This is a genomic window from Vibrio sp. Y10_XG_PY6, from assembly GCF_024181795.1.
In the GTDB taxonomy this organism is placed as follows: domain Bacteria; phylum Pseudomonadota; class Gammaproteobacteria; order Enterobacterales; family Vibrionaceae; genus Vibrio; species Vibrio diabolicus.
On the sequence record NZ_JAMZAQ010000003.1, the window covers coordinates 440,286 to 456,203 of the forward strand.

The following is a 15,918-nucleotide window of genomic DNA, read 5'->3' on the forward strand; positions in this document are numbered from 1 at the left end:
TGTGAGAAAAAATGGGCGGAAATTGTACGGTATTTGCCACGAAATCGTTAGCGTTTTTGACGAACGCTTTTAAAGTGCTCACACACTTCTGTGATCGCATTTAGTGTGCGTGGGGTTGGGCGGTTAATCCAATCTGAGTTTAGAGACCAGATGTGTTTATTTCTAAGTGCGGGAAGCTCATTGCTCCACTCTGCCCACATACCATCATTACTCATTGCGTGACGAGAAGTAAAAATAACCTCTGGTTGGCGAGTGATGACCTGTTCGATGCTGACCTGAGGATAAGGCGCGCTGGATGCGGCGAAAATGTTTTCACCACCGCAAAAAGTAAAGACTTCACTTGGCCAGTTCTTCCCGGCGACAGTGATGATAGGCTTTTCACTCAACTGATAAAAGTAACGAACTTTCTCGTGCGTGTTGTACTTCTCTTTTAGTGTATTCAGTTGCGTTCTAAAATCTTCAGCGGCCTTTTGTCCTATTTGCGGGGTTTCGCTGTATTGGCTTAGCTGCTCGATATTATTGGCGATATCTTCCAGTGAGCCTGTAGTGGAATAATAGATAGGAATGCCGAACTGTTTAATTTTCTCCAGCTCTTTTGCCGGGTTTCCTGCCGGCCAAGCAATGACTAAATCCGGTTGAAGAGCAATAATGCGCTCTAATTTAATTCCTTGGTAATTAGAGACTCTTTCCAGCTGCTTTGCCTGCTCTGGATAATCACTCATTTCGCTGACAGCAACAAGCTTGTCTCCTAGCCCTGCCGCAAAGGCAATTTCAGTGGCATGCGGAGCTAAACTTACAATGCGTTGCGCTGGTGTTTGAGCGAAGGTCGCTGTCGAAACAAACAGCGTTAATGCGAAGCATAGTTTATTCATCATAATCCTTGATAAATCATTCCTAAAAGCAGACTTTGGATAGCTATCCAAACGAAGACTCGCCAAACGAGCAGCGTATGTATTTGTGAAAGGTGAATAGCTGATGGGACGATTCGTCCACCGATTTTTGCGCGTTCCGCACGTATACCTTGATAGATAGCAGGGCCGCATAAAGAGAGTTGTAGTTTGTGTCCGATGGTACACAACACCCAGGCAGGCCCGGGTAGTGGCCAAGAGTTAGCTTGTTGCTGTACACCAGAAAGCACATTGCTTACGTTCTTTCCTACAGCTAAAAGTATGGCAAAGAGACGAAGTGGAATAATATCCAGAGCGGCAACCAGCTGAACGGCAGGTTTACCAAAGGGCAAATATTGGCGTCGGCTAGGAGACCAAACTCGAGCTAACTCTGTAGTTAGTCGATACATTAACGCACCAATACCACCTGCGAGTGCGTACCAAAATAACACACCGATTACGTTGCGGCTGTATCCCATAATCACAGCTTCTGAGCTTGCTTTACCTATGCCGATGATCGAGAGGCTGTCAGTATCGCGATTAAGATATGGTCTCAGTAATTGTCGGCACTGGGCTTTGTCTTCTCTCGACATACTTGTGACGAGTTGTTTTGTTAAGGCTTCGCTGTTGCGCCAGTCCAAAGCAATGATCAATAGCACTAATTCGTATAAAGGCACTTGCCAAACGAATGGCTCCACTGCAATCAGCAAGAGCAAGCAAGGCAATAGCATCAAGCCCAATGCAAGACTGCCGGAGGTCAGGCTCTGTGAGTAACTGTGATTATTGTTCACTTTGTTGGCGAGCTGCTCAGCTAACTTTCGCCATAAAGTGATGGGATGCGATGAACGGGGGATTGGTAAAAGAAGGTGAAAGAGCAGTGCGCCCCACATAATAAGGAGCGCACCGTTGGCATAAAATGACTGAAAAACTTCTTCCATGAATGAGTCGTTTACTTAATGAGTTCCAGCATTTTGAATACCATTTCAGAAGAGCTTTTTGCTGCTAGCGGTAGGAACTCATCAAAGCTCATTGGGGACTCTTTATCAGCGACATCAGAGATTGCACGCACAACAACAAACGGCGTGTTGAATTGGTGACAAGTTTGAGCGATAGCAGATGCTTCCATTTCTACCGCGATAACGGATGGGAAGTGCTTACGAATAAACTCTTGGCGTTCAGCGGTGCAAACAAATGCATCACCAGTACAGATCAGGCCGCGAACTGCATGAGTGTTTTCCATTTGCGCTAGTGCCTTTTCTGCTAAATCCATTAGATTTTCATCCGCTTTGAATGCAGCAGGCTGGCCAGCCATTTGGCCAATTTCATAACCAAAAGCGGTCACGTCTGCATCGTGATGACGAACTTCTGTTGAGATAACAACATCACCTAGATTTAGGCTTGAATCGAAGCCACCAGCAGAGCCTGTGTTAATCACAACATCTGGCTGGTATTCATCAAGAAGAATGGTAGTGCCTACTGCTGCTGCAACTTTACCGATACCTGATTGTAGTACGACTACTTCTACATCATTAATTTGACCAGAGAAAAACGTACAACCTGCTTTATTTACGGTTTTGCAGTTTGTGATTGCTTCTTTCAGGATGGTCACTTCTTGTTCCATCGCACCGATGATACCAACTTTCATAACACTCTCTTTCGGTAAATATTTTAGTTGGCCGAGAGTATAGCACTCCCCGTGAGCAGTTTTCTATTTGATGAGCTTAGCTTGAGTGAGCTTTTCTCGTAATTGTTCGGCGCGCTTTCTGTTTACGCCAAAGTCAGAATAGCCCACACGTGACTCTGAGCGAACAATCAGTTTGTCTCCTGCTACTTTTAATTCGAGGTCATCCACGAAGCGCATGATTTTAGATGTGCATTCTATCCGAAGGTAATCGCCCTCTTTTACCGCGGTTTTGGCGCCAGGAAGTTGAAGCGCGGCTTGCTCAATGGCATCTAACGTTGCGGACTCAGTGAGCAAAAAAGGTGCTAATTGAAACTTGTCTCTTGAGTCCTGAGTTGAAACGCAATTTGGTTTGTCACCACAAGGTGATTGAGAACGATCTGGCATACTGGTGACTCCTTGGCTGCAGGCTGTAAGGCTGAGTAAAGTGATGGAAAGGAGAGCGGCTTTTTTCATTGTATTTACTCTTATAATTTTGTTTCTAATTATATGGATACAAAAGAAAAAGGATCCAATAATAGGATCCTTTTTGTGATGTTAGCTGTGATTAGACTTCTAGGTAATCAAGAATGCCTTCTGCCGCTTTTCGCCCTTCATCAATGGCGGTTACGACGAGGTCTGAGCCACGGACCGCATCACCGCCAGCGAAGATTTTCGCATTGCTGGTTTGATACATGAACGCTTGCTCAATAGGTGCCTTGATACGTCCCCATTGGTCTAAATCGACACCATACGGTTCCAACCAATCCATTTTGTGTGGCTGGAAACCAAATGCCATGATCACGGCATCCGCAGGCAATACATGTTCACTGCCTTCCACTGGTTCTGGTCTGCGACGACCTGCATCATCGGGCTCACCTAAGGCAGTTTTTACCACTTTAACGCCCGATACGTTACCTGAGGCGTCGACCTCCACACCGAGTGGTTGCAGGTTAAACATGAACTTCACGCCTTCCTCTTTAGCGTTTTTTACTTCTCGACGTGAACCTGGCATGTTGGCTTCGTCACGACGATAAGCACAAATCACATTGGAGGCTCCTTGGCGAATAGAGGTTCGTACACAGTCCATTGCGGTATCGCCACCACCAAGCACGACCACTTTCTTTCCTGCCATGTCGATAAAAGGTTGGTTGTTCTCAAGTTCCATGACTTTGTAGGTGTTCGAAACTAAAAATGGCAGCGCGTCATACACACCCGGCGCATCTTCATTATCTAGACCTGCACGCATGTATTTATAGGTGCCAACGCCCAAGAAAACAGCATCGTATTCATCAAGCAGCTCTTGCATTTGTACATCTTTACCGACTTCCACGTTCATGCGGAACTCGACGCCCATTTCAGTGAACACACGGCGACGATTTTCCATTACCCCTTTTTCAAGCTTGAACGAAGGGATACCGAAAGTCAGTAGTCCGCCGATTTCTGGGTAGCGGTCAAACACGACTGGCTTAACGCCATTGCGCACTAGGATATCAGCGGCTGCCAAGCCTGCTGGGCCAGCTCCAATGATTGCGACCTTTTTATCGGTCCACTCCACCTTGGACATATCTGGCTTCCAGCCCATTTCAAAGGCTTTGTCGGTAATATACTTTTCTATATTACCGATGGTGACGGCACCAAAGTCATCATTAAGCGTGCATGAACCTTCACATAGACGGTCTTGAGGACAAACGCGTCCACATACTTCAGGTAAACTATTGGTTTGATGCGATAGCTCAACCGCTTCAAGAATACGACCTTCATTGGCAAGTTTTAACCATTGAGGGATGTAGTTGTGGACTGGGCATTTCCATTCACAATATGGGTTGCCACAATCTAAGCAGCGATCCGCTTGTGCAGTCGCCTGTTGTTTAGTGAACGGTTCATAGATTTCAACGAACTCGATCTTACGAACTTTGATAGGCTTTTTCGCAGGATCTACACGCTGCACATCGATAAATTGATAAACGTTCTGGCTCATGATTCAAACATCCTCCATGATTACTGTGCTTGAACACGCAGCTCTGCGGCACTGCGGCTCTGGTGACCAAGCAGCGTGCGAAGATCTGCCGCTTGTGGTTTCACCAAATAGAACTTTGGAATCCATTCATCAAAGTTCGCCAAAATATTTTCTGCGTGGCTCGACCCTGTTTCTTCAAGGTGTTCCGCAATCAGGCCGCGCAAATGCTCTTGGTGGATGTATAGATCGGACAATGAAATGGCTTCGACAGATTCTGTATTGACTCGACCTTCAAAGCTCTGGTTTTCATCCAGAACATAGGCAAAGCCTCCGGTCATACCTGCACCAAAGTTCACGCCTGTTGCACCTAGAATGGCAACAATACCGCCAGTCATGTACTCACAAGCGTTATCGCCAGCTCCTTCAATGACGGCAATCGTACCTGAGTTACGTACCCCAAAACGTTCACCCGCTTTACCGGCTGCGAACAGTTTACCGCCCGTTGCGCCGTACAAACACGTGTTACCAATAATGGTGGCCTCATGACACTTGAACGCTGTACCTAAGTGAGGCTTAATGGCGATCTTGCCGCCTGCCATGCCTTTCCCTACGTAGTCATTCGCATCACCTGTGAGGTAAAGCTCTACGCCACCCGCATTCCAAACGCCAAACGACTGACCGGCTGTGCCGTCAAGGTAGATTTTAATAGGGGAAGCTGCCAAACCTTGGTTGCCATAGCGCTTCGCTATTTCGCCAGATAAGCGTGCACCCACAGAACGATCAGTGTTGATGACATTGTAGAAGAAACTTGCCGATTGGCTGTTTTCTACCGCATGCATGGCATCATCAATGATCTTTTGATTGAGCTCAGCTTTATCAAACGGTTTATTTGGTTCCGTCCAAAACAGCGGATGACCTTCAGGCGAGACGGGAGCTTCTAGAATGTTGGATAGATCCAATTTGGTTTGCTTCGCGGTAAAGCCTTCTACTGCTTCCAGTAAATCGGTACGACCAATCAAGTCCGTCAGTTTTTCAACGCCTAGCTCAGAAAGCAGCTCGCGCACTTCTTCTGCCAGTCCGGTGAAGTAGTTCATCACCATTTCAGGTAAGCCTTTGAAGTACTCTTTACGCAGCGTTTCGTCTTGAGTCGCAACCCCTGTTGCACAGTTGTTGAGGTGACAAATTCGCAGGAACTTACAACCCATAGCAACCATTGGCGCGGTACCAAACCCGAAGCTTTCTGCACCTAAAATTGCGGCTTTAACCACGTCTAAACCAGTCTTTAGACCACCGTCTACCTGTAGGCGGATCTTATGACGCAGACCATTAGCAACCAGTGCTTGTTGTGTCTCTGCCAACCCCAACTCCCAAGGGCTACCAGCGTATTTTACTGAAGTTAATGGGCTTGCTGCGGTACCACCGTCGTAACCCGAGATGGTAATGAGATCAGCGTAAGCCTTGGCTACGCCCGTTGCGATGGTGCCAACACCTGGCTCGGAGACGAGTTTTACCGAAACCAGCGCATTCGGGTTGACTTGTTTAAGGTCGAAGATCAGCTGGGCCAAATCTTCAATAGAATAAATATCGTGATGTGGAGGAGGGGAGATTAACGTCACCCCTTGCACGGAGTAACGTAGCTTGGCGATTTCTGCGGTGACTTTGTGTCCCGGTAGCTGACCACCTTCACCCGGTTTAGCCCCTTGCGCTACCTTGATTTGTAGTACATCCGCATTAGTAAGGTAATGAGGCGTGACACCAAATCGGCCTGAAGCAATTTGCTTGATGCGCGAGTTACGTTCAGTGCCGAAACGGCGAGGATCTTCACCACCTTCACCGGAGTTTGAATAGCCACCAAGACGGTTCATCGCAGTTGCGAGTGCTTCATGCGCTTCAGGACTAAGTGCGCCAATGGACATGGCCGCGGAGTCGAAGCGTTTGAACAGTTCGGTTTTCGGTTCTATTTGCTCAAGTGGCAGCGGTGAGTCTGATTTTTTCAGCGACATTAAGTCACGCAACATAGCAACAGGGCGTTGATTCACTTGCTTGGCAAAGCTCTGATAGTCGTTACTTTCGCCAGATTTAACGGCTTGTTGCAGCGTGCCGACAACATCCGGGTTGTAAGCATGATACTCACCTCCATGGACATACTTTAACAAGCCGCCATGATCAATCGATTTACGTTTCGCCCATGCTTTGCGAGATAAGTTTGTAAGATCTTGCTGGAAGTCGTCAAAATTCGCGCCTTCAATACGAGTTGTGACGCCTTTAAAACACTGGTCGACCACATCTTGGCTCAAGCCAACTGCTTCAAACAGTTGTGAGCAGCGGTAAGAGGCGATGGTTGAGATCCCCATCTTTGACATGATTTTATACAGGCCCTTGTTGATGCCGTATTGGTAGTTCTGCATCACATCGCGATAGTCTTTCTCTAGTGCCTTATCATCAATCAGTTTACCTAACGCTTCATAAGCAAGGTATGGGTAAACTGCAGTAGCACCAAAGCCAAGCAAGACAGCAAATTGGTGTGGGTCACGTGCAGTTGCGGTTTCGACTACAATGTTGGCATCGCAACGTAAGTTCGCATCAATCAAACGAGTTTGAACGGCGCCGACTGCCATTGCCGCTGGAATTGGTAACTTGCCTTTGACCAAAGCGCGATCTGAAAGTACTACTAAAACCGTGCCTTCACGTACGACTTGCTCTGCTTGCTCACAGAGATCATTAATGGCTTGTTTAAGATCTTTCTCTTGTGGATCGTAGTTGATATCTAGAATGGTATTACGGTAGTGATCGTCACCAAGCTCGAGCAGTTGCTGCATGTCTGAATAAAGCAGTACAGGCGAATCAAATGTTACGCGATGCGCGTGGCCATCGGTTTCACAGAAAACATTCATTTCCTTACCGATACTGGTCGCCAGTGACATCACGTGTTTTTCACGCAGTGGATCGATCGGTGGATTGGTGACCTGAGCGAACTTCTGGCGGAAGTAGTCAGTTACCAAGCGCTCTTTTGAGGAGAGCACTGCCATTGGAGTATCGTCACCCATAGAACCGACGGCTTCTTGCCCCATATCACCGAGGACACGCAGCACTTGATCGACTTCTTCATTGCTCATGGCAAACTGCTTTTGATAAGTCTTAAGTAAGTCTTCATCAAAGCTGCGCTCGCCTACTTGCTCCTCAGGTAGCTGAGAAAATGGTGTGAGTTTGCGAACGTTGTTTTCCATCCATTCGCGATAAGGGTGACGAGATTTCAGATCATTATCGATCTCGCTAGACTGCCAAAGCTTACCTTTACGAGTGTCGATGACGAGCAATTCACCCGGCCCTACACGCCCTTTTTCGGCAACTTCATCTGGGGCGTAATTCCAAATCCCTACCTCAGATGCCAGAGTGATCAACTTGTCTTTGGTAATTACATAACGTGCAGGACGCAGACCATTTCGGTCTAGGTTACAAGCAGCATAACGACCATCGGACAGTACGATACCTGCAGGACCATCCCATGGTTCCATGTGTTTGGAGTTGAAGTCGTAAAACGCCCGCAGATCCGGATCCATATCTGGGTGGTTTTGCCATGCTGGTGGCACAAGCATGCGCATGGCACGGAAGATATCCATGCCACCAGCTAAGAAGAGATCCAGCATATTATCCAAGCTAGAGGAGTCTGAACCTGTCTCGTTCACAAATGGTGCTGCAGTTTGAAGATCGGGCAGCAGTGGTGACGAGAACTTGTAAGCGCGCGCGCGCGCCCATTGGCGGTTACCTTCAATGGTGTTGATCTCACCGTTATGAGCAAGATAGCGGAACGGCTGAGCCAATGGCCAACGCGGTTGAGTATTGGTAGAAAAACGCTGGTGGAACAGACAGATAGCGGATTCCATGCGTAGATCAGCAAGATCAATATAAAAGCGAGGCAAGTCCGCAGGCATGCACAGGCCTTTGTACACCAAAACTTGAGTCGACAAGCTACAGATGTAGAAATCAGGATCTTCGGTGATTTGTTTCTCGATGCGACGGCGTGCGATGTAGAGACGGCGTTCAATGTCACGCTCTCGCCAACCAGCCGGTGCAGAGATAAAGACTTGCTGAATATTTGGAAGCGAGTTAGCCGCAATTGGACCGAGCACTTCTGAATTGGTTGGAACTTCACGCCAACCGGCCACTGTTAGCGTCTCTTGCGCAAGTTCTCTGTTGACGATGTCTTTAGCGAGTTGAGCTTTGACCGGATCTTGGTTGAAGAAAATCATCCCTACGGCGTATTGCTTGCCAAGGTTGAAACCATTTTCTTCGGCAATAAGACGTAAATAGGAATCGGGCTTTTGTAATAGAAGACCACAACCATCACCGGTTTTACCATCGGCGGCAATACCACCACGGTGGGTCATTCGGTCAAGTGCAGAAATTGCTGTACGAACCAGCTTGTGGCTTTGTTCGCCTTCCATATGCGCGATCAAGCCAAATCCACAGTTGTCTTTCTCAAGACTTGGATCATAAAGAGCCATTGCAATTCTCCCTTTGCTTATCCGTCATCCCGACAGATATATCAACACTGCTTACGTTGATAGTGATGACTGAATATGCGTCATCTTTTATGGTTTTATGTATATTTATTCAATAAAAGCTGTGAAATATTTAACATTTTTTGAGTGTTTTATTTTCATCAACTTCACAAGCTATAGCTTATTGTAAAAAAGGTCAAGTTATTAGTGGATAATCACGTGAATATGCGATTTACCATTTAATAAGCTAAAATAGTTTAATAATTTCAAATAGATAGCAAATTGATTGTTACAAAAAAGTAACATTTGATTCTGTGGGAAATAAAAAAGACCAGCATAAAATGCTGGTCAAAATAGAAAGATTGGAAGGAATTGTTTTCTTTCTTTGCTAATAGCCATCGATATCGCTGATGGCTATTTATGGCATTGAAAGAGGGAAGCGTGAATACTTCCGTTAAGCAGAAAGCATCAGTGAATCTGCTTTTGCTTCTAGGTTTGTGCCATCCATTAGGTAGTCATCGATAGCACGAGCACATTCGCGACCTTCGTTGATACAACGAACCACCAAAGATTGGCCTGTTCGCATATCACCAGCAGCAAATACGCCTTCTTGGTTAGTAGCAAAACCTTGAGTTGCTACGTTACCGCGATCATCTAGCGCGATATCCAGTTGAGCAAGCACGCCTGTAGGTTCTGGGTGTAAGAAGCCCATTGCTAGGAATGCCATATCACATGGGATCACTCGCTCGCTGCCTTCTACTTCTTTGAAACTTGGGCGCTCGCCTGGTTTTGCATCTTGCCAAACGATATCAGCAAGACGAAGGCCTGTGACTTCACCTTTGTCATTTCCGATGAACTCTTTGGTCAGGATGTTCCAGTGACGATCGACACCTTCTTCATGAGAGGTCGAAGTACGTAGGATCATTGGGTATTGAGGCCAAGGCATATTGGCTGGGCGCTTCTCTGGTGGAATCGGCATGATTTCCACTTGAGTTACGCTTGCTGCGCCGTGACGGTTTGACGTACCTACACAGTCTGAACCGGTATCACCACCACCAATGACAACCACATGTTTACCTTTTGCGTGAATCTCTTCCGTTTTCAGGTCCATGTTATTTGCACGTCGGTTGTTTTGACCTAGGAATTCCATTGCGAAGTGAACGCCTTTGAGCTCACGACCCGGAACTGGCAAATCACGTGGAACCGTTGAGCCACCCGTCAGTAGAACCACATCGAACTCTTGACGCAGTTGCTGAGCATTTACATCAACACCGACGTGTTGGTTTACTTTAAACTCAACGCCAGCTTCTGCCATTAGATTGATCTTACGATCAATGACTTCCATGCTCAGTTTAAAATCTGGAATACCGAAACGCAGCAGACCACCAACCTTCTCGTCTCGCTCGAATACTGTCACGGTATGGCCTGCGCTGTTTAGCTGCTCAGCAGCCGCAAGACCAGCAGGTCCAGATCCAATGATCGCCACCGTTTTACCAGTGCGAGAACGTGGCGTTTTTGGCTTGGCGTACCCTTCACGATACGCCGTTTCTACGATGGTTTTCTCGATATTACAGATAGTGATTGGGTCTTGGTTGATGCCAAGTACACAAGCACTTTCACATGGAGCAGGGCAAACACGACCAGTGAACTCTGGGAAGTTATTGGTTGAGCTTAGAATGTTCCATGCTTCTTCCCAGCTATCACGATAAACCGCATCGTTAAACTCTGGGATGATGTTACCGATAGGGCAGCCGTTATGACAAAACGGCACACCACAATCCATACAACGAGACGCTTGAGTATTGATCTTGTCACCAAATTCCTCGTTCAGAACGAACTCTTTGTTGTTCTTGATGCGTTCAGCTGGGTCGATCTTCTGTGGTAGTTCACGACCGTGCTCTAAAAATCCAGTAGGCTTACCCATTATACTGCCTCCGCTTGAGTTTCGTTTCCTTGAGACTGCGCTTCAGCTTTACGCTTTTGAAGCACCGCTTTGTAGTCACGCGGCATCACCTTAACCATAGAGGCTAGGCTTGCTTCAAAGTTGTCTAGGAAAGACTGAGCGACTTCACTTCCTGTGAATTGAACATGCTTAGTTAGCATGTCGAGTAATAGATCTCTGTCTTCTTTCTCGATTGGATCTAGGTCTACTAACTCTGGGTTCAGTTTTGACTCAAAGTCGCCTGATTTATCCCATACGTAAGCCATACCACCACTCATACCTGCGGCAAAGTTACGACCTGTTGAACCAAGGATAATTGCTGCACCGCCCGTCATGTATTCACAACCGTGGTCACCGACGCCTTCTACTACTACTTTCGCGCCTGAGTTACGAACACAGAAACGTTCACCAGCCATACCGCGAATGAAAGACTCACCCGAAGTTGCACCGTAGAAACACACGTTACCAACCACGATGTTGTCTTCTGCGACAATGCTTGATTTCGCATCTGGGTAAAGTACTAACGTACCGCCAGATAAGCCTTTACCCCAGTAGTCGTTCGCGTCGCCTTCTACTTCGAACTTCACGCCCTTAGCTAGGAATGCGCCGAATGACTGACCCGCAGAACCTTTGAACTTCACGTTCATTGGTTGAGGTAGACCTTGGTCTTTGTACACTTTCGAGATTTCGTTCGACAACATGGTACCTGCAGAGCGGTCCGTGTTGACGATAGGGAACTCGGCATTCACCGCTTCGCCTTTCTCGAGTGCCGGAATCGCTGCTTGAATCAGCTTACGGTCTAGTACCGATTCAAGATTGTGGTTCTGTTGCGTTTGGTTATGGATACCGTCTGACTCACGTGGCTGTTCAACGTGTAGAACAGGAGACAGATCTAGGTTCTTGTATTTCCAGTGAGAAACGTCTTGGCGAATCTTCAGCTTCTGACCTTGGCCGACCATCTCATCGATAGTGCGGAAGCCAAGTTCAGCCATGATTTCACGTAGACCTTGTGCCATGTATTGGAAGAAGGTTACGACGTCTTCTACGCGGCCATCAAAGCGCTCGCGAAGCGTCTTGTTCTGAGTCGCGATACCAACAGGACAGGTGTTCTTATGACACTTACGCATCATGATACAACCTTCAACCACTAATGCTGCGGTTGCTACGCCCCATTCTTCTGCACCGAGTAGTGTTGCCACTGCAAGGTCGCGAGGTGTCTTCATCTGACCATCTGCTTGAACCACGATACGGTTACGTAGACCGTTCTTCAGTAGCGTTTGGTGAGTTTCTGCCAAACCAAGTTCCCAAGGAAGACCGGTATGACGGATTGAAGACATTGGGGAGGCTCCAGTGCCGCCGTCGAAACCTGCGATAAGTACAACGTCCGCTTTCGCTTTAGCAACACCAGAAGCGATCGTACCTACGCCAGCTTCCGATACCAGTTTCACGTTTACGCGACCCGCGCGGTTCGCGTTCTTCAAGTCGTAGATAAGCTGAGCCAAATCTTCGATTGAGTAGATATCGTGGTGTGGCGGTGGCGAGATAAGGCCTACGCCTGGAGTCGAGTGACGCGTTGCACCGATCCAGTCATCTACTTTATCGCCTGGTAGCTGACCACCTTCACCTGGTTTCGCACCTTGAGCCATTTTGATTTGCAGCTCATCAGCGTTAGTAAGGTAGTAAGAGGTTACGCCGAAACGACCAGAAGCCACCTGCTTGATTGCAGAGCGTTCCCAATCGCCGTTCTCTTTGCGCTCGAAACGCATTGGATCTTCACCACCTTCACCAGAGTTCGATTTCGCGCCAAGACGGTTCATCGCAACAGCCAGTGTGGAGTGTGCTTCGTAAGAAATAGAACCGAATGACATTGCACCGGTTGCGAAGCGTTTCACGATGCTTTCAATTGGCTCGACTTCGTCGATAGAGATAGAACCGGCTGGGTTCTTAATAAACTCAAGCTGGCTACGTAGAGTTACCGCGTTGTCACCTTGTTTATCTACGGCTGTCGCGTATTGCTTGAACTGATCGTAGTTCTTGTTGCGCGTAGACTCTTGCAGTAGCGAGATGGTTTCTGGGTTGAATAGGTGCTTCTCACCACGCTGTTTCCATTGGTAAACACCACCTACATCCAGCATTTGAATTGGGATTTCGCGTTGTGGGTAACCGATGCGGTGACGAACGAGCACTTCTTTAGCAATATCGTCAAGGGTGAGACCTTGGATACGAGAAACTGTACCTGTGAAGTACTTGTCTACCACTGACTTATGAATACCCAAGGCTTCGAAGATTTGCGCACCGTGGTACGACTGCAGGGTTGAGATACCCATCTTCGAGAAGATCTTCAGAAGACCGCCATTGATCGCTTTACGGTAGTTGTTGAACAGATCGCGAGGGTTCGCTTCTGGGTCCAGCTTCTTCGTACGCTGAAGCTCAATGATGGTTTCAATCACTAGGTATGGGTTAACGGCGTTGGCACCGTAACCAATTAGCGTTGCAAAGTGGTGCGTTTCACGCGCGTCACCAGTTTCAACCACGATGTCACACTTCGCACGTAGACCTTTGCGGATCAAGTGGTGATGTACTGCGCCAACTGCCAGCATTGCTGGGATCGCCGCGTGGTTTGAGTTCACTGCACGGTCAGTTAGCAGGATGATTGAGTAACCATCAATAACCGCATCTTCTGCGTATTGGCAGATGCGTTTTAGTGCGCGCTCAAGCTTGCCTTGGTCTTCACTGGCTTGGAATACGATATCTAGCGTTTTCGCCTGAAGATGCTCGTTATCGATCGCACGCAGTTTCTCAAGCTCAGAGTTCGCCAGAACAGGCGATTCCAATTCGACTTTCTGACAGTGAAGTGGTGTTTCAGTCAGAAGGTTTTGGTCTTTACCCAAGTAAGTGTTCAGCGACATCACCATACGCTCACGGATCGGGTCAATCGGTGGGTTAGTTACCTGTGCGAACAGCTGCTTGAAGTAGTTTGAAAGATGTTGAGACTGATGAGATAGAACTGCAAGAGGCCAGTCGGCACCCATTGCTGACAATGGTTCTTTTGCGTCATTCGCCATTGGAACGATGATTTCGTTCACTTCTTCAGTACTTACGCCAAACGCTTGTTGGCGGTGTAGAAGATGTTCTGGCTTAGGTTGGCTGAACTGGTTGCTCGCATCTGGCAGCTTCTTCAAGCTCAGTAGGTTTTCTTCTACCCACTTCTCGTAAGGCTGTGCCGTTGCGATGGTGTCTTTCACTTCTTCATCAGAGATGATGCGACCTTGCTCTAGGTCTGCAACGAAGATGCGACCCGGTTGTAGACGACCGCGGAACTCAACGTTCTCTGGCTCAATATCTACAACACCAGATTCAGATGCCATCACGAGGAAGTTATCTTTGGTCACTGTGTAGCGAGAAGGGCGCAAACCGTTACGGTCGAGAGTTGCACCAACTTGAACACCATCAGTAAAACATACTGAAGCCGGACCATCCCATGGTTCCATGATGTTCGCGTGGTATTGATAGAACGCACGACGCTTAGGATCCATGTTTTTGTTTTCTTGCCATGCTTCCGGGATCATCATCATCAATGCGTGCGGCAGGCTGCGACCAGAAAGAACTAGGAGCTCAAGAGCCATGTCAAAGTTAGATGAATCCGAACTGCCTTCCTGACAAATAGGAAGCAGCATGTCGATTTCAGCTTGGGTAAATAGATCGGATTCAATGATCGCCTCACTGGCTTTCATCCAGTTCAAGTTACCTCGAACTGTATTGATTTCACCGTTGTGGGCAATGTAACGGAAAGGTTGTGCAAGACGCCATTTCGGGAAGGTGTTGGTAGAGAAGCGAGAGTGTACCAGTGCCAGTGCGGTCACCATGGTCGGGTTTTGCAGATCAAGGAAGTACTGAGGTACTTGCTCGGTCGTTAACTGACCTTTGTACACCAATGTCTTGTAAGACATAGAGTTAATATAGAAGTCATCACCAATGTTCGAAACGCTTTCTAGGCAAACACGTACAGTGTAGTTACGAAGTACGTACAGTTTGCGCTCTAGCTCTTCAGGTGTAATACCTGGACCACCAGAGATAAACACATGCTCAAACTGAGGCTCTGTGCTTAGCGGGTCGGCACCGATCATTGAGTTATCGGTTGGCAATACGCGGTAGCCGATAACTTCAAGATCTAGACGTTGTGCGTTACGTTCTAGAATGTCACGGCATTGCTCGCGTTTGTATTCGTCTTTCGGGAAAAGTACGACACCCACACCATACTTTTCAAATGAAGGTAGTTTAATGCCGAGCTTAACGGCCTCTTCTAATAGGAATTCATGAGGTTTTTGTAGCAAGATACCCGCACCATCACCGCTGCATGGATCACAACCTTGACCACCACGGTGCTCCATGCGAGCTAGCATATCCAATGCTTGAGTCACTACTTCATGAGATTTACGGTTTTTAAGGTGAGCAACAAAACCGATACCACACGCGTCATGCTCCAATTCAGGAGTATATAGACCCTGTGGATTTTGCTCTCTATCTACCATAGATACATCCTTCCAGTTCAATGTCGACGCAAAAGCACCAGGCAGGCAAATGCCACCTAGACCATTGATTACGTCTTGTCCTTTATATTTATTATCGCCACCGATCTAGGTTGACCGATCTTGATTCCTTTCCGTATCTCGCAGGAAAAGTTTTGCGAGAAAAACAATCCTTGGTGGTATCCCTTTATTTATTGCCACTATTTAGTGATTTATATAGGTAGGAGTGGGATAACACCGACAAATCCCGCAGTGTACTTTGTAATAAAAGTCACAAAAATAACGGGGTTGTGTAAGTATCCTACAATTTTGTCACTTCAGAATGCAATGAAAAAGTCGACGTTGTGACCCAATTTTTTCGTTTAATTATGCATTTTTAGTTTAACATTTACGCAACATGAACGTTTTTTATCTGTATTTATGCAGGTTTATTGATTT

General features: G+C 47.2%; 8 protein-coding genes. All 8 read right to left on the bottom strand.

The window, feature by feature from the left end:
• Positions 1–47: 47 nt before the first annotated feature.
• Positions 48–872, bottom strand: a complete 825-nt coding sequence (gene btuF, locus NL644_RS18120; RefSeq protein ID WP_012842144.1) for a vitamin B12 ABC transporter substrate-binding protein BtuF — start codon at positions 870–872, stop codon at positions 48–50.
• Complete coding sequence (locus NL644_RS18125) at positions 872–1,825, bottom strand: cobalamin biosynthesis family protein (RefSeq protein WP_114323152.1); 954 nt, start codon at positions 1,823–1,825, stop codon at positions 872–874. The genes btuF and NL644_RS18125 overlap by 1 nt, the downstream gene beginning before the upstream one ends.
• A gap of 11 nt (positions 1,826–1,836) precedes the next feature.
• Positions 1,837–2,532, bottom strand: coding sequence for a 5'-methylthioadenosine/S-adenosylhomocysteine nucleosidase (gene mtnN, locus NL644_RS18130; RefSeq protein WP_114323153.1), 696 nt, complete (start codon positions 2,530–2,532; stop codon positions 1,837–1,839).
• Positions 2,533–2,595: 63 nt separating this feature from the next.
• Complete coding sequence (locus NL644_RS18135; RefSeq protein ID WP_041852996.1) at positions 2,596–3,024, bottom strand: DUF1499 domain-containing protein; 429 nt, start codon at positions 3,022–3,024, stop codon at positions 2,596–2,598.
• 91 nt (positions 3,025–3,115) lie between these two features.
• A complete protein-coding gene (locus NL644_RS18140) occupies positions 3,116–4,528 on the bottom strand; it encodes an FAD-dependent oxidoreductase (RefSeq protein WP_114323154.1) in 1,413 nt (470 codons plus the stop codon).
• 20 nt (positions 4,529–4,548) lie between these two features.
• Positions 4,549–9,012 carry a glutamate synthase large subunit gene (gltB, locus tag NL644_RS18145; protein WP_114323155.1) on the bottom strand — a complete coding sequence of 1,488 codons (4,464 nt, stop codon included), beginning with the start codon at positions 9,010–9,012 and terminating at the stop codon, positions 4,549–4,551.
• A 451-nt stretch (positions 9,013–9,463) separates the two neighbouring features.
• Complete coding sequence (locus NL644_RS18150) at positions 9,464–10,933, bottom strand: glutamate synthase subunit beta (RefSeq protein ID WP_085343971.1); 1,470 nt, start codon at positions 10,931–10,933, stop codon at positions 9,464–9,466.
• Positions 10,933–15,483, bottom strand: a complete 4,551-nt coding sequence (gene gltB, locus NL644_RS18155) for a glutamate synthase large subunit (RefSeq protein ID WP_253658692.1) — start codon at positions 15,481–15,483, stop codon at positions 10,933–10,935. Before gltB (NL644_RS18155) ends, NL644_RS18150 begins: the two co-directional genes overlap by 1 nt.
• Positions 15,484–15,918: the final 435 nt, after the last annotated feature.